General features: G+C 61.5%; 12 protein-coding genes and 1 pseudogene. 6 read left to right on the forward strand and 7 right to left on the reverse strand.

Annotated features, from left to right (window positions below):
- Positions 1-375: 375 nt before the first annotated feature.
- From PFLQ2_RS00880 to PFLQ2_RS00865, 4 genes are read left to right on the forward strand one after another with little or no spacing between them, the layout of a single operon-like run.
- Entirely contained in the window at positions 376-1,152 is a 777-nt protein-coding gene (locus tag PFLQ2_RS00880; RefSeq protein ID WP_003186943.1) for a DUF3050 domain-containing protein, read from the forward strand.
- On the forward strand, positions 1,149-2,081 hold the full coding sequence (locus PFLQ2_RS00875; RefSeq protein WP_003186946.1) for a diiron oxygenase: 933 nt from the start codon (positions 1,149-1,151) through the stop codon (positions 2,079-2,081). Before PFLQ2_RS00880 ends, PFLQ2_RS00875 begins: the two co-directional genes overlap by 4 nt.
- A 10-nt stretch (positions 2,082-2,091) precedes the next feature.
- Positions 2,092-5,517 (forward strand): non-ribosomal peptide synthetase, encoded by a 3,426-nt coding sequence (locus PFLQ2_RS00870; protein ID WP_003186948.1) that lies wholly within the window; start codon positions 2,092-2,094, stop codon positions 5,515-5,517.
- Positions 5,518-5,548: 31 nt separating this feature from the next.
- A complete protein-coding gene (locus tag PFLQ2_RS00865) occupies positions 5,549-6,013 on the forward strand; it encodes an SRPBCC family protein (RefSeq protein WP_003186950.1) in 465 nt (154 codons plus the stop codon).
- Between the two features lie 203 nt (positions 6,014-6,216).
- On the opposite strand, the pseudogene PFLQ2_RS28290 reads toward PFLQ2_RS00865, so the two are convergent.
- Positions 6,217-8,096, reverse strand: a pseudogene (locus PFLQ2_RS28290) (methyl-accepting chemotaxis protein).
- Between the two features lie 179 nt (positions 8,097-8,275).
- Entirely contained in the window at positions 8,276-9,349 is a 1,074-nt protein-coding gene (locus PFLQ2_RS00860) for a fatty acid desaturase (RefSeq protein ID WP_003186957.1), read from the reverse strand.
- Positions 9,350-9,449: 100 nt separating this feature from the next.
- Between PFLQ2_RS00860 and PFLQ2_RS00855 the strand changes: the two genes are divergently transcribed.
- Positions 9,450-10,454 (forward strand): AraC family transcriptional regulator, encoded by a 1,005-nt coding sequence (locus PFLQ2_RS00855; RefSeq protein ID WP_003186958.1) that lies wholly within the window; start codon positions 9,450-9,452, stop codon positions 10,452-10,454.
- Between the two features lie 112 nt (positions 10,455-10,566).
- Here the strand turns inward: PFLQ2_RS00855 and PFLQ2_RS00850 are convergent, their stop codons facing one another.
- Positions 10,567-11,253, reverse strand: coding sequence for a Crp/Fnr family transcriptional regulator (locus tag PFLQ2_RS00850; protein ID WP_003186960.1), 687 nt, complete (start codon positions 11,251-11,253; stop codon positions 10,567-10,569).
- A gap of 87 nt (positions 11,254-11,340) precedes the next feature.
- Between PFLQ2_RS00850 and PFLQ2_RS00845 the strand changes: the two genes are divergently transcribed.
- A complete protein-coding gene (locus PFLQ2_RS00845; RefSeq protein WP_003186961.1) occupies positions 11,341-11,865 on the forward strand; it encodes a DUF962 domain-containing protein in 525 nt (174 codons plus the stop codon).
- A 102-nt stretch (positions 11,866-11,967) separates the two neighbouring features.
- Here PFLQ2_RS00845 and PFLQ2_RS00840 read toward each other — a convergent pair whose 3' ends face one another.
- The 4 genes from PFLQ2_RS00840 to PFLQ2_RS00825 form a co-directional block, all read right to left on the reverse strand.
- On the reverse strand, positions 11,968-12,957 hold the full coding sequence (locus PFLQ2_RS00840; protein WP_003186962.1) for a sulfate/molybdate ABC transporter ATP-binding protein: 990 nt from the start codon (positions 12,955-12,957) through the stop codon (positions 11,968-11,970).
- 3 nt (positions 12,958-12,960) lie between these two features.
- Positions 12,961-13,833, reverse strand: a complete 873-nt coding sequence (gene cysW, locus PFLQ2_RS00835) for a sulfate ABC transporter permease subunit CysW (RefSeq protein WP_003186963.1) — start codon at positions 13,831-13,833, stop codon at positions 12,961-12,963.
- A gap of 12 nt (positions 13,834-13,845) precedes the next feature.
- The gene (cysT, locus tag PFLQ2_RS00830; RefSeq protein WP_003186964.1) at positions 13,846-14,664 is read right to left on the reverse strand and encodes a sulfate ABC transporter permease subunit CysT; all 819 of its coding nucleotides are present in this window, start codon (positions 14,662-14,664) and stop codon (positions 13,846-13,848) included.
- 230 nt (positions 14,665-14,894) lie between these two features.
- On the reverse strand, positions 14,895-15,908 hold the full coding sequence (locus tag PFLQ2_RS00825; RefSeq protein WP_003186966.1) for a sulfate ABC transporter substrate-binding protein: 1,014 nt from the start codon (positions 15,906-15,908) through the stop codon (positions 14,895-14,897).
- Positions 15,909-15,932: the final 24 nt, after the last annotated feature.

The following is a 15,932-nucleotide window of genomic DNA, read 5'->3' on the forward strand; positions in this document are numbered from 1 at the left end:
CCGAGTGAGGCATTCACTCGAACTATTCGATTCTGATATCACCCAGTCGGAAGGAGCCTCTTCGCCTGAATAAAACTTATATTAAAAGTTTTAAAGAACCTCTTCGCGCCCAATAAAAGCCGCACTTTAAATAATTAAAAAATGACTTGCCGCTTAGTTGCCAGGTGTATTAGTTTTTTATTCGTCGAGTGGTTATCGACCGCTTATGACTTTCGTAGACCCACCAAAATTCGGCACTTCGCGCCGAAAAGTGGGTACTTATAAGCGCATCTTAGAGTGACTTTGCACTTCATGGATTCCGGTTCAGGCGCCCGCTCGCCTTCCTAAAAAAGCGGGCAACTATCCGGGCACAACATCATTGATGAGGACGTTCCAATGCAGCCAACCAAAGAACAACTATTTCTGAAGAAACATGAACTTGGCCACCATCCGGTTTTTTCCGAAATTACATCAATTGATCTGTTACGCCGGTTTATGGAAAGCCATGTCTTTGCCGTCTGGGACTTCATGTCCCTGACCAAGCGGCTGCAACGCGAGCTCACTTGTGTCCACCTGCCCTGGCTGCCACCGGCCGATCCGCACGCGGCACGCTTGATCAATGAAATCGTCCTGGGCGAAGAGTCGGACGATCGTCCCGGAGCCGGTTATTGCAGCCATTTCGAACTGTACTTGGACGCCATGCGCGAGGTCGGTGCGGACACCCGCGCCATCGAGCAATTCATCACCCTGCAACAGGAAGGCGTCAGCCCCGAAACGGCACTGGAAAGCGTCGAGGTGGAACCGGCGGCGGCGCGCTTCGTTCGCCAGACCCTGCACACCGCCCTGCACGCCCCGGCCCACAGCGTGGCTGCGGCGTTCGTACACGGTCGCGAGAGCGTCATCCCGCAGATGTTCCAACGCATGCTAGACGCCTGGGGCATTGGCCTGGATCAGGCTCCGACCTTTCGCTACTACCTGCAGCGGCACATCGAAGTCGATTCCGAAGACCACGGTCCCGCCGCGGAAAAACTGCTGGCCCGGCTGATCGACGGCGACCCGCAGCGCGAAACCGAGGTGCTGGCCGCCGCCCTCGCCGCCGTCCACAGCCGCGCGGCCCTGTGGGACGGCTTGCGCGAGAGCATGGCCCAGCCGGTTGCGCAGGTGATGCCATGAACGCCATCCACTACCAGTCTTTCGCCGATGCCTGGGAAAGTCGCGCCACCATCCGCACCCGGCCACGGCGCCGGGTCGAAAACGACGACAAGCTGATCTTCCCCATGAGCCGCCAGCCGTTGGTGCACAGCCAGACCTTTCTCAGCCACTGCCCGCAACTGCGCGATTTCGTGTTGGTGCAGAGCCTCTACAAGTTCATCAACGACGTGGTGATCTTCGAGACCGAACTGGTGGACCACACCGCTCGGCGCATCGCCAAGAACCGCTTCGGCATCGAGTTCCCGTTCGCCTGCCGCTACGACGCGATGACCGTGGTGGTGGACGAGGACTACCACGCCCTGGTGGCGATGGACTTCATGCAGCAGACCATCGACATGACCGGCATCGAGCCGATCCCGTTGCCGGCGCAAATCGAACTCAGCCGCGCGATACCGGCCACCTTGGCCCAGGCACCGACACATTTGCTCAGCGCCGTGGAGCTGATCTGCATCGCCATTGCCGAAAACACCGTGACCAACGAAGTGGCCGCCTTCGCCCGGGACGACTCGGTCAAGGCCTCGATCAAGGGGCTGATGGCCGACCACTTGCTGGACGAGGGACGGCATTCCGGTTTCTGGACGCGGCTGGTGCAGATCTACTGGCGCACCGCACCCGAGGAAGACCAGGAAACCATCGCCCGACTGATGCCCGGATTCATCGCCCAGTACCTGGCCAGCGACCTGCAGCAGGCGTTCGATTTCGAGCTGATCGCGCACCTGCCCGTCGACGAACCGGTGCGCCAGTCGCTGCGCGAAGACGCCAATGCGCTGGCCTACCCCATCAATCGTTTCCACCCGTTGGTGGGCAATATCACGCGTTTCTTTCGCAGCAGCTCAATGCTTGCGTCCCCCTGCGTGCGCGATGCCCTCGCCGATTACCTGACCCCATGAGGACCTTGCGATGAGACGCCTCGAAATTGCAGTGCCTGGCACCAGCCAGGCAATGGTCGAACTGGCCCGGGAACTGGAACTGCACGGCCATGGAGTCGTGAACTTTCAGTCCCCGGCCGATCACCCGGCGGTCGACTTGTTGATCGATGACGGTACGACGCCATGGGCCATTGACGCCCACACACGCCTACAGATTCGCGTGACGCTGCGCCCGGTGCCCGGTGAAGCACTGCCGCAACCGATGCTGTTTTTTCACGATGGCCCACAGCGGCTCCTGGCCCGGGAGGTTATCCCCCAGCAAAGCTGCGGTAACGGCCAATCCTTGCGCCTGCGAACACTGGCGGCGGTGGTGGAGATCGGCGCGCGGCTGGTCAGCGAGCTGTCACGGGATGAACACTGTTTCGAAAATTGGCATTCGCCACCGGCCAATCTCATCGAACAGCCGCTGCTCGGGCTCGACGTGCTGGAGCCGCTGGCCTTTGCACACCGCTTCAATCGGCCACCGGTGCCCTGGCTCCTGGCCGCTGCGGAAGTGCCGATCATGCACAGCATCGAACAGCGCATGCTGGATGACGCTGCGCAACCGGCCCTGTGGGTGGATGGGCAACTGACCGACTACAAAGCCTTGCGCAACCTGACCCTGAGGTTGCAACAAGCAATGCTGGAAAAACTCCAGGATGCAAGCGACCGCCCAACGGTGATCGGCGTATGCCTGCCCAAATCCGCGCAGCTGTATGCGGCGATCCTGGCAGTGCTGGGCTGCGGCGCGGTGTACCTGCCGCTGGACCCGCAGCATCCGGCGCAACGTCGGCGTTTCATCCTCGAAAATGCCCAGGCCGACCTGCTGCTGCACGACGGCGACAGCGACCTCGGCGACCTTCTGTTGCCGAGCGTGAATGTGCATCGGCTGCCGCCGTCCACGCCGGGCATTCCAGTCTCGTTGATCCGCCGCGTGCTGGACATCGACGAACCGGCCGTGGCGATCTACACCTCCGGCACCACCGGCCAGCCCAAAGGCGTATTGCTCAGCCATCGCAACCTCAGCCATTTCTGCGCCTGGTATGGCAACTACGTTGGCTTACAGCGCGACAGCCGGGCGTTGCAGTTTTCCACCATCAACTTTGACGCATCACTGCTGGACGTCCTGCCGACCTTCATTCATGGCGCCCTGCTGGTGGTGCCCAGCGAAGACCAGCGCCGCGATCCACAGCAATTGGTGGCGTTGATTCGCCAACAGAAGGTCACGCACGCCTTCCTGCCGCCCGCCCTGCTAAGCGTGATGCCGTTGGATACGCCGTTGGGCCTGGCGCACCTGATCACCGGCGGAGACGTCTGCGAGCCCTTCGTGATCGAACAGCTCGCGCCACAATGCCGGTTCCATAACATCTACGGCCCGACCGAAACCACGGTGCTGGCGACCACTCGGCTGTTCGGCGTCGGCGACAGCAATCGCAACCTCGGCGTCCCCATCACCAACGGCCAAGTGTTGATTCTGGATGAACAACAGCAACCGGTGCCCCAAGGCGCGCCCGGCGAGTTATACATCGCTGGGCCGGGGGTTGGCCTGGGCTATCTGAACGATCCGGCGCTGACCGCCAGCCGCTACCTCAACCTGACGTTGCCCACCGGGCAAACGCTGCGCGTCTATCGCACCGGTGATATCGGCCAGTGGACCGACAGCGGCATCGAGCTGAGCGGACGGCGTGATAACCAAGTGAAAATCCGCGGCTTCCGGGTCGAGCCGGAGGAAATCGAACATTGCCTGCGCGAAAGCCAGTTGTTTCGCCAGGTGGCGGTGGGTGTCGATGAGCGGCGGCGGATCCTGGCGTTCCTGGTTCATCCCGAGCAGGACCTGCCCGGCGCCGCGCTCCAGGCGTTGCGCGAGCACGTGCAGAACACGTTGCCCAGCTACATGCACCCGGTGGCCTACGTCGAGTTGCCCGCGCTGCCCTACACCAGTAACGGCAAGGTGGATCGTCGGGCGTTGCTGGCAACGGCGGTGCAGGTCCACATCGGCAGCCAGCGACGCCAGCCGCAAAACGCTCTGGAAACACAGCTGCAGCAACTGTGGGCCGAACTGCTGGAACTGCCAGTCGAAGACATCGCCACCGACGAAAGCTTCTTCAACCTGGGCGGGCATTCGATCCTGCTGTCGCGACTGCTGTTGAGCATTCGCCAGACGTTCGGTCGCAGCCTGTCGATCAATCGCTTCATTGAAGCGCCCACCTTGATCACCCTGGCGAAGTTGCTGGGCGATCCGGAGCAAGACAGTGCCCCAACCCTCAGTCCCCAGGCCTTCATCGATGCCGAGGCCGAACTCAACCTCGAGCCGTTGCCCATCAGCCAGTGCGGCGATGTGCACAAGGTAGTCGTGACGGGCGCCAACAGTTTTCTTGGGGTGCACATCGTCGAAGCCTTGCTGGCCTGGGGCGCCACCGAAGTCGCCTGCCTGGTGCGCGCCAGCGCCGGGCAGAGCGCGGCCGAGCGTTTCTCCCAGGCCCTCCAGGACAATCACCTGACCCACCTGGACCTGGACCGCGTCAGCGTTTACGCCGCCGACATCACCCAACACCAATTGGGCTTGCCGGACGAGGTCTACGCCCGCATCGACAGCACCTTCGGCGCGCTGGTGCACAACGCGGCCCACGTCAACCATGTGCTCGACTACGAGTCCCTGGCGCGGGACAACGTCGAGCCGATCTTCGAGTGCCTGCGCCTGTGCGAGGGGCGCAGCAAGAAGATTTTCAATTTCGTTTCCACGCTTTCCGCCTCCAGCGCCATGGACGCCGCTGGCCAGGTGCTGGAACAGCCCGCCGCGCCGACACCGCCGATCTACATCAAGAACGGCTACAACCTGTCCAAATGGGTCGGCGAACGGATCTTGCAACGGGCCCGGGATCGTGGGGTGTGGGTCAATCTGTTTCGCCCGGGCAACATCAGCTTCAACAGCCTGACCGGGGTCTGCCAGCCCCATAAGAATCGTCTGATGCTGATGCTCAAAGGCTCGATCCAGCTCGGCCAGGTGCCGGAACTGTCGCTCAATTTCGACCTGATGCCGGTGGACTTTCTGGCTCGCTTCATCGCCTTCCACGCCAGCCGTTACCAGCCGACGCAAGCGGTGTTCAACCTGCATAACCCCCAGCCGTTGAGCTGGGACGCTTACGTGGCGTCGTTTCGCGACAGCGGCCGGGAGTTTTCCCTGGTCAGTATCGCCGAGTGGCAGCGGCAATTGGCCCGGGTCGATGCCGACAATGCGCTGTTTGGCGTGCTGGGTTTCTACCTCAACGGCTTCGAGGAAGACATTGGCGACATCTCGCTGATCAGCCACGACAACGCCCGCGCCGGCGTGCGGCAAATGGGCGCCAGTTACCCGGAAAAATCCCCGGCCCTGCTACGCCGCGGCGCCGACTACCTCAAAGCCATCGACTTCATTTGAACCAACTCAACCCCAAGCAAGGAGCAAGACCATGAGTGCTTTTCAACCCGACACCCTGATCAAAAATCCCCACGCCTGCCAAGTCGAAACCTCGGTGGAAGTAGCCGCCGACGCGGCAAGCGTCTGGGACGTGGTGGGAAACTTTGGCCGATTCGATCGATTCATTCCGGCGCTTGAGCACATCGAAATGACGGGGGATGGGGTGAGGTCCCTGCGCAAGAAATTCTTCCGTGACGGCCAGAACCTGGTGGTGGAACAGCTCAACAGCCGGGACGACCAAGCCATGCATATGACCTGGACACTGATCTACAACACCCTGGGCATCGACAACCTGTGGGCGGCCATGCGCGTCGAACCCCTGGCGGACAACCGCTGCCGCGCCACCTGGACCATCATCGCCGACCACACCGATGCCCACACACCCTCGGGCTTCAGGGATTTCCTCCAGGGCTTCGCCGATGAAGCAATGGCGAATGTGCAAGTGATGTTCGCTTAAGGCATAGCCCATCCACGGTGTGGGAGCGGGCTTGCTCGCGAAAGCGGTGGTCCTGTGCCGGTGATGTTGGCTGGGCTGACGCCATCGCGAGCAAGCTCGCTCCCACAATGGTTCCTGGGTGGGCCCGAGATCCAGGGTCACCGCCAATCCCCTGTGGGAGCGAGCTTGCTCGCGATGGCGGTGGGTCGGTTGGCGGCTGAGCGTCAGATTTTGAAGCTGTCTACCAGTTGCTTCAGCCGGTTGGCCTGTTGCGACAAGGCATCGCAGTCCTTCAGGGTTTCATTGAGGTTGGCCACGCTTTGCTGGTTCAGCAGGTTGATGTGGCTGACGTCCATGTTGAGGGTTTCCACCACGGCGGTCTGTTCTTCGGTTGCGGCGGCCACCGACTGGTTCATGCCGTCGATCTCGCCGATGCGCTGGGTCACGCTGACCAATCGCAAGCCGGCCTGGTTGGCGACTTCCACGCTTTCTTCGCTGGAGGTCTGGCTGGCGTTCATCGTGGTCACCGCTTCACGGGAGCCGACCTGGAGCGAGGTGATCATCTTGTGGATTTCTTCCGCCGATTCCTGGGTGCGGTGCGCCAGGTTGCGCACTTCATCGGCCACCACCGCAAAACCACGTCCTGCTTCCCCAGCACGGGCCGCTTCGATGGCCGCGTTGAGGGCCAGCAGGTTGGTTTGCTGGGAGATGCCCTTGATCACATCCAGAATGTGCCCGATGTTATCGGTGCTGGCATTCAGGGTTTCGATCTGAGTGCACGAAAGACTGATTTTCTGCGACAACTCGGTCATGGCCTGGATGGTTTTTCCACCACCTGGCGACCATCATCGGCCTGCTCGCTGGCGCCGCTGGCATGTTGCGAAGCATCGGCGGCATTGCGGGCGATTTCCTGGGTAGCAGCGCCCAATTGGTTGATCGCCGCGGCGACGCTGTTGGTGCGAGCACTCTGTTCATCGGAGCCAACCAGCGAAGCGTTGGACGAGCTCATCACCCGCTGCGAAAGGTCATGCACTTGGCGGGTAGCGGAAGACACTTCCGAAATCGACGCGTGAATCCGCTCTACGAACTGGTTGAACGAACCACCCAACACAGCGAACTCGTCCTTGCCCTGCACGACCAGGCGACGGGTCAGGTCGCCTTCACCCTGGGCAATGTCCTGCATGGCACGGCCCATGGTGGTCAACGGACGCATCAGCACTTGGATCAACAAGCTCAGCAGCAACGCAATGGCGGCGACCGCGACAAACATGGCAATCAGCGCAGACGTGCGGAACTGGCTCAGCGGCGCGTAGGCCTTGTCCTTGTCGATCGACAGGCCGATGTGCCACTCAGCGTTCGGCAAGCCAGTGACCGGGGTGAAGGAAAGAATGCGGTCCTGCCCGTTCAGCTCGACCTCCTGGATGCCTTTGCCAATGCGTACCGGCGTTCCAGGATAGATGTCCTTGAGGTTTTTCATCACTTGGTCTTTGTCCGGGCTGACAATCACCTGACCGTCGCCGCTGACCAGGAACGCATGGCCAATACCACCGAAGTCCACGGAGTTGATGATTTTCACCAGGGTCTCCAGGCTCAGGTCACCGCCCACCACACCCAGCAATTCCCCGTTGTGCTTCACCGGCAGGGCGATGGTCACGACCAGGCCACCGACTGCTGCCGAGTAAGGCGGGGTCAGCATGGTTTTATCGGCACTGACCGCCTGCTTGTACCAAGGACGCTGGCGTGGGTCATAGCCGTCGGGCATTTTCGCGTCAGGGCGCTGAGTGAAGACCCCATTGGCCTGGCCCACGTAAGTGAACTGGAAATTCGACGTCAACGCCGGCTGGTCGACCAGCCCCGGCAGATCGGCACCGGAGCCCTGGTGCGCGATGTTCTGCGCAAGGTTTTCCAGCACCAATATCCGGCCACTCATCCAGTTCTGGACGCTACTGGCCGTCAGGTCGCCGGACTGTTCAATCGACGACTCGAGGCTGCGAGCAATAGTGTTGCGCTGCAGGTAGTCGTTGTAGAGCGTAAACAAGGCGAAAGCCAAAACCACCACACCAGAGGCGGCCAGAAGGATTTTATGACTGAATTTTAGATTCATCGACGGGACTTCTTATGCAGGGAGTGGGGGTGCATTCCGGTTGCAACATTCCATGTAACAGCGCGGGCGAGACGCGAGGTCTGCTCCACTTTGGTGCACGCTTACCACTCTGTCGGCCAGTCCCCAAAAAAATGAGCATTTTGTAGGACAAGTCGACGAGGGGTCCCCCAGCAGCTTTCTCAACCCCTTACCGTATCCCCCCTATCGCGCACCCTCTCTTCTTGGCGCACGAACCGATTCGCCCGGGCAAAGGTGCCAAAATCATTGAACCGCACGCCCATCTCCCGCATCACTTTGTGCGCCACCGGCACCGTCAATTGGCGAATATAGAACGGCTCCTTCACCACGAAATGATGAATCCCGTGGCTGCTGCCGAAGTTGAAGCAGAACGCCTGCAACGGCCACAACCACCAAGGGTTGAGCACCTGGGTTTGCTGGATGACATTGCCCGGCTCGATGTCGCCGTAGTAATGCATGTTCGAGCTGATGAAGTGCAGGCAAAAGGTGCGTAAAACATTCGGCCCGATGATCACCACCGCCGCGATATCGATCATCTGCATCATGGACAGCGTGCTCGCCGACCAGTCGATCGACGTACCCAGTAGGCTCGCGACGCCGTTCGCCCCGTGGAAACCGAGGAACACATACCAGGCGCCCCAATGCAGCAGCGCCAGCGGGAAGTACACCTTCAGCGTGCGCTTGAGGATGCTGCGCTTGTGGGCCCAGGTCTTGGCCCGCAACAGGCGAATGAACGCGGACATGACGTTGTCGCCGACCATCAGCAACCGCGCCGGCCCCCAGGGTTCGCCGTTGGTGATGGCTCGCTCCTCCATGTCGGCTTCGCTGCCGGACACCTTGTGATGGTTGAGGTGCAAATGGCGACGGATCCACGGATTGATGGTGCTCGGCCGCGCCAGCCAGACCAGGCCCATCATCAGGTTGTGGGGCAGGCGTTGCTTGCGAAAATACATACTGTGGATCAGGTCGTGTTCCAGCTCGTGGGTCAGGGACGCGAAAAAAGCGTTGAGCAGCAGGCACGCCCACCCGGGCATGTCACCGTTGATATACAGCCATGCCGAACCGAACATCCCGGCCAGGGCGAACGCCAGGATGCCCGCGCCCAGCGCATCCTGGTGGCGCAAGATCGGATAGCGCTGGCGCAGTTCTTCGCCTTGCGCCAATACCACTTGGCGAATATGGGCGGATCGCTGTTGTGCATTCAATCGCTCGGGGCTTGCGCAAGTGCCGTGCATGGCTTACATCCTCTGTTAGAGATGTGCTCATCCTGCCGGGCGTTGTCCCATGGGGTGGTAGCCGTAAACGCCAACCTGTTGACCGCAAGCGCCAATCGTCATGACTGAACCGACTTCCCTCGCCAGCTGGACCCGCGCCCTGCGCAAACAGCTCGATGCGCTGGGCCTGGACAGCCATGCCCTGTGCGTCGAGGCCGGCCTCGATCCGCAGTGGATGGACGACCCGAACGCCCGCTACCCGCTGTCGGCCACCACGCGCCTGTGGACATTGGCGGTGCAGGCCAGTGGCGATGCGGCTATCGGCTTGCGGGTGTCGCGCTTCGTCAGCCCCACCACCTTTCACGCGCTGGGTTATGCCTTGGTCGCCAGCGGCAGCCTTCGCGAAGTGTTCGAACGCATCGTGCGTTACCACCCGGTGGTCAGCGATGCGCTGACGCTGCAACTGAGCCGCGGCGAAGATCGCTACCGCTTCAGCCTGGATGTACCTGTGGGCCGTCCGGCGCCGGCCTTCGAAGCCATCGATGCATTCGCGGCAATTTACGTGCGCACCTGTCGCAACCGGCTGGGTCGCGACTACGCACCGCTGGCCGTATACCTGCGACGCCCGGAACCGTCTGACCCAAGCCCCTGGCACAAAGTGTTCCGCTCGCCGGTGTATTTCAGCGCCGGGCAGGACTGCCTGGAGTTTGACCTCACGGATTTCGACAGTCACTTGGACGACGCCAACCCGGAGCTGGCCGAACACAACGAAACGGTGCTCAAGCGCACCCTCGCGCAGCTCCAACCGCTGACATGGGAGCGCAAGGTACGAGCCGCCATCGAGGCTCAACTGCCCGAAGGCGAACCCAGCGCCGAGCGCATCGCCCAAGCCATGCACCTGAGCCTGCGCAGCCTGCAGCGGCACCTCGCCGACGAAGGCTGCCGCTTCGACGCGCTGCTCAATGAATGCCGGGAAAACCTCGCGCTGCTGCACCTGCGTGACCCGCAATGCTCGCTGAGCGAAGTCAGTTATCTACTGGGGTTTGCCGATACCAGCAGCTTCAGCCGCGCATTCAAGCGCTGGACCGGAATGACCCCGGGGCAGTTTCGGGATGGGTTGGGTTAAGGACCTGCGGCGGCTATGCGGGCCTCTTCGCGAGCAAGCTCGCTCCCACATTGGGAGCGGTGTGACCGCGCTATCTGCGGCAACACTCGCTCCCACAGGGTTCAGGTCGGTTTCAGATTGTGGTCAAGGTTCGCAGCCGCTCGATATCCAGGATTTCGATCTCGCCATAACCAAGGTGGAGAATGCCCTGGGCCTGCAGCTCCTTGAGGATCTGGTTGGTGGTCTGGCGCGACAGCGAGAGCATCAGCGCCAGCTGCTCCTGGGGCAGTTGCAAGCTGCGGCGTGCCGGTTCGATTTCGCCGTAGCCTTCGGCGATCTGGAGCAAGCGGTGGGCCACGCGTGCCGGGGCGGGCATCAGGCTCAGGTGTTCGAGGTTGATGAAGGTCAGGCGCAGTTTTTGGCTCATGAGCAACGCAAGATGCCGCCAGTAAAGCGGTTGTTCTTCCAGCAATGTCAGCAACGGCAGCTGTGGCACGTGCAGCAGCGTACATTGGCCCACCGCCACCGCATCGTGGGTACGCGGCTGGCCATCGAACAGGCAAATTTCGCCGAACCAGTGGGGAGCTTCCACCACGCTCAGCAGCGCCTCCTTGCCCTGTTCGTTCACCGAACCGACTCGTACCGCGCCTTCCAGCACGGCGTACATGCCGCAGGGAGGGTCGCCGCGCTGGAACAGCCGATGACCCGGCGGCAGGCGGCGCACCCGCGCCATCGCCAGCAGACTATTCTGTAACTCAACAGGCAAATGGCTGTACCAGTGGCCGGCCGTCAGGTGCGAGTGCCAGGGATGCGCATTCATGGAAACTCCGGGACAAATGTCGGCTAGCTGACAGAACACCGTGTAGAACCTGGGCATCATGCAGGCATCACCTCAGGAGGAACAACAATGAAAAGCCTCGTCGATCATCTCAGTCAATACGCCGCGTACCACCGTGATCCACGCAATATCGCCAGCCATTTCATCGGCATTCCGCTGATCTTCGTCGCTGTCGCCGTACTGCTCTCACGGCCGGGCTGGCCGGTGGGCGCGCTCCTGGTGTCGCCAGCGCTGCTGGTCGCCGTGGCCAGTGCCTGGTTCTATCTGCGCCTGGAAGTGCGCCTGGGTGTGCTGATGACGGTACTGCTGGGCCTGGCGGTCTGGCTGGGCCAGACACTGGCGGCGCAAAGCACGGCGGTTTGGCTGGGCAGTGGCCTGGGCATGTTTGTGGTGGGTTGGGTGATCCAGTTTGTCGGTCACTATTACGAAGGTCGCAAACCGGCGTTCGTCGATGACCTTACCGGCCTGATCGTCGGGCCGCTGTTTGTGGTGGTCGAGGCGGGGTTTCTGTTGGGGCTTCGCGGCGAACTCAAGCGCGTCATTGAAGAACGCGCGGGACCGGTGGCCCTGCGCAACCAACGCTCGGCGGCCTGAACACAACGCAACGCCAGCAGCCCCCTCTGTGGGGGCCTAGGCGACCGGAAAGATCAGGTTTAACCCCAATCTCCTGTGGGAGCGAGCTTGCTCGCGATGCTTTTACAGGTTGGAAACCTTCTGCCAGACCTTCGGCTTGAAGAACAACGTCTCGCCCTTCGCCAGGCCCACCAGGCTGTCGTGATCCTTGACCACTTCAGCTTCGATCAGCTCGCTCTGGCCTTCTACCTTCAGGGTCACCCGAGTGGTGGCGCCCAGCGGACGAATGTCCCGCACTTCGGCAGCGTGGTGATCTTCCAGCTCCGAACGTGACAGTGAAACTTCATGGGGGCGGAACAGCACGTGCCGATCCTCGCCCAAGTGCAGGCGGTTCGAGTCGCCGAGGAAGTGATAGACAAAATCGCTGGCCGGGTTCTCGTAAACGTCGCCCGGAGAGCCGATCTGCTCGATCACGCCTTTGTTCATCACCACGATCCGGTCGGCGACTTCCATGGCTTCTTCCTGGTCGTGGGTCACGAACACCGACGTCAGGTTGATGTCTTCGTGCAGCCGCGCCAGCCAGCGGCGCAGTTCCTTGCGAACCTTGGCGTCGAGGGCGCCGAAGGGTTCGTCGAGCAGCAGTACCTTGGGCTCTACCGCCAGTGCGCGAGCCAGGGCGATACGCTGGCGCTGGCCGCCGGACAACTGCTCCGGGTAACGGTCGGCGAGCCAATCCAGTTGCACCATGTTCAGCAGTTCGTGAACCTTGGTCGCGATCTGGCTTTCGTTCGGGCGCTGGTTCTTGGGCTTCATGCGCAAGCCGAAGGCGACGTTGTCGAACACCGTCATATGGCGGAACAAGGCGTAGTGCTGGAACACAAAACCTACGTTGCGATCGCGCACGTCGTGGCCGGACACGTCCTCGCCGTGGAACACGATGTTGCCCTGGTCCGGGGTTTCGAGGCCGGCGATGATCCGCAGCAAGGTGGTCTTGCCGCAGCCCGACGGGCCCAGCAGCGCCACCAGCTCGCCGCTCTGGATGTCCAGGCTGATGTCGTCCAGGGCCCTGAAGGCATTGAAATTCTTACTGACGTTACGGACTTCGATCGACATGACTTATTCCTCCGCGGCGCTGGCGCGCAGGCGGTTGATTCGGTTTTCGCTCCACTGCTTGAGCAGCAGGATGAAGAGCGCCAGGATCAGCAACAGGCTCGCCACGGCGAACGCGGCCACGTGGTTGTATTCGTTGTAGAGGATCTCGACGTGCAGCGGCAGAGTGTTGGTGACTCCGCGGATGTGCCCGGACACCACCGACACGGCGCCGAACTCACCCATGGCCCGGGCGGTACACAGCACCACACCGTAGATCAGGCCCCACTTGATGTTCGGCACGGTGACATGCCAGAACATCTGCCAGCCATTGGCGCCCAACAGGCGCGCCGCCTCTTCTTCCTGGGTACCCTGCTCCTGCATCAGCGGGATCAGTTCCCGGGCCACGAACGGCACAGTCACGAAAATCGTCGCCAGGACGATGCCCGGCAGCGCAAACACAATCTGGATGTCGTGATCCGACAGCCACGGCCCGAACAGGCCCTGGGCGCCAAACATTAGCACGTAGACCAGGCCGGCAATGACCGGCGACACCGAGAACGGCAGGTCGATCAGCGTTACCAGCATGCTCTTGCCACGGAATGAATACTTGCTCACGCACCACGCGGCGCTGACACCGAACACCAGGTTCAACGGCACCGAGATCAGCACGGCGATCACCGTGAGCTTGAGCGCCGACAGGGCGTCGGGTTCGAAGATCGCAGTGAAGAATGCGCCCAGCCCGGACTTCAGCCCCTGGGACACCACGATGAACAGCGGCAACAGCAAAAACAACGCAAAAACCAGCCAGCCGAGGCCGATCAGCACGCGCCGCGACGTCGCACTGCCACGGCGGGCGGCGTTGCTGGCGGAGGCTGCGGAAATAGACGATTGGGACATGTTCGCGCCTCCTTATGGGGTTTCGATGCGCCGCTGCAGCAAGTTGATCAGCAGCAACAGGACGAAGGAAACCACCAGCATCAGCACGCCAATGGAAGTGGCGCCGGTGTAATCGTATTGGTCGAGCTTGACCATGATCAGCAGCGGCAGGATTTCGGTTTTCATCGGCATGTTGCCAGCGATGAAAATCACCGAGCCGTACTCGCCCACACCTCGGGCAAACGCCAGGGCGAAGCCGGTCAGCCAGGCCGGTAGCAGGGCTGGCACGAGGATGTGGCGAAACACTTGCCAAGGCTTGGCGCCGAGGCAGGCGGCAGCCTCTTCGACCTCACGGGGAATATCAGCCAATACTGGCTGCACCGTGCGCACCACGAACGGCAGCGTCACGAAGGTCAGCGCCAGGGTGATGCCCAGCGGCGTGTAGGCAATCTTGAAGCCCAGGTCGGTGGCGAACTGGCCCACCAGGCCGGTCGGCGCATACAACGCCGTCAGGGCGATGCCGGCCACGGCGGTGGGCAGCGCGAAGGGCAGGTCGATCATCGCGTCGATGATCTTGCGCCCGGGGAAGGTGTACCGCACCAGCACCCAGGCCAGCAGCGTGCCGATCACGCCGTTGATGACTGCGGCGTACAGCGCGGTGCCGAAACTGAGCTTCAGGGCCGCCAGCACCCTGGGTGCCGAGATGATCGCCCAGAACTGTTCCCAGGTGAGTTGGGCGGCATGCACGAACATCGCCGCCAGGGGGATGAGCACAATCAGACTGAGGTACACCAGGGTGTAGCCCAGCGTCAGCCCGAAGCCGGGTATGACGGGGGATATGCGACGCGACATAGGAGTCCTTGGTTGAGAACAGCAAAGCTCCGACGGTCATTGCGATGTGGTTCGCTGGCGAGTGAATCCGTGGCGAGGGAGCTTGCTCCCGCTGGGCTGCGCAGCAGCCCCGTTTTTGTGAGCGCTTCGCACTCAAGCGGGAGCAAGCTCCCTCGCCACAAAGAATCCTTCAAGCCTTGAGTAAACAACATTGCAACAGCAGTCAGAGCCCATTTTATGGCCTGTCCAGCTTACTGCGCCTGATAGATCTGGTCGAACACGCCGCCATCATTGAAGAATTTCGGCTGGGCGGCTTTCCAGCCACCGAAGTCCTTGTCGATGGTCACCAAGTCCAGTTTCGGGAACTGCCGGGAGTATTTGGCAGCCACGTCCTTGTCACGAGGGCGATAGAAGTTCTTCGCGGCGATTTCCTGGCCGGCCGGGCTGTACAGGTGCTTGAGGTAGGCTTCGGCGATCTCGGCGTTACCCTTTTTCTCGGCATTCTTGTCCACCACCGCCACCGGCGGTTCAGCGAGGATCGACAGCGACGGCACGACGATGTCGAACTTGTCGGCGCCACCGTCTTCCTTCAGCGCCAGGAAGGCTTCGTTTTCCCAGGCCAGCAGCACGTCACCCTGACCGTTGTTGACGAAGGTAATGGTCGAGCCACGGGCACCGGTGTCGAGGATCGGCACGTGCTTGAACAGCGCTTGCACGTATTCCTTGGCCTTGGCTTCGTCACCACCGTTGGCCTTCAGGCCATAGGCCCAGGCCGCGAGGAAGTTCCAGCGAGCGCCACCGGAGGTTTTCGGGTTGGGGGTGATGACCGACACGTCATTCTTGATCAGGTCGCCCCAATCCTTGATGCCCTTGGGGTTGCCCTTGCGTACCAGGAACACGATGGTGGAGGTGTAAGGCGTGCTGGCATCCGGCAGGCGTGTCTGCCAATCCGCCGGCAAGGATTTGCCCAGCTTGGCGATTTCATCGATGTCACCGGCCAGGGCCAGGGTTACCACGTCGGCCCGCAGACCGTCGATCACTGCTCGGCCTTGCTTGCCCGAGCCACCGTGGGACTGTTGGATTTTCACGTTGTCGTCCGGATGCGCTTTCTTCCAGAAGCTGGCGAATTCGGCGTTGTAATCCTGATACAGCTCGCGGGTCGGGTCGTAGGACACGTTGAGCAGCTCGTAGTCCTTGGCAACGGCGGAACCTGCAAAAACGGCGCTGGCCAAGGCGGCCAAGGCATAACGGCGAATTGACGACATGGTGAAAGCTCCTGGAATTCTGTT

The organism is Pseudomonas fluorescens Q2-87 (assembly GCF_000281895.1).
Classification (GTDB): Bacteria; Pseudomonadota; Gammaproteobacteria; order Pseudomonadales; family Pseudomonadaceae; genus Aquipseudomonas; species Aquipseudomonas fluorescens_S.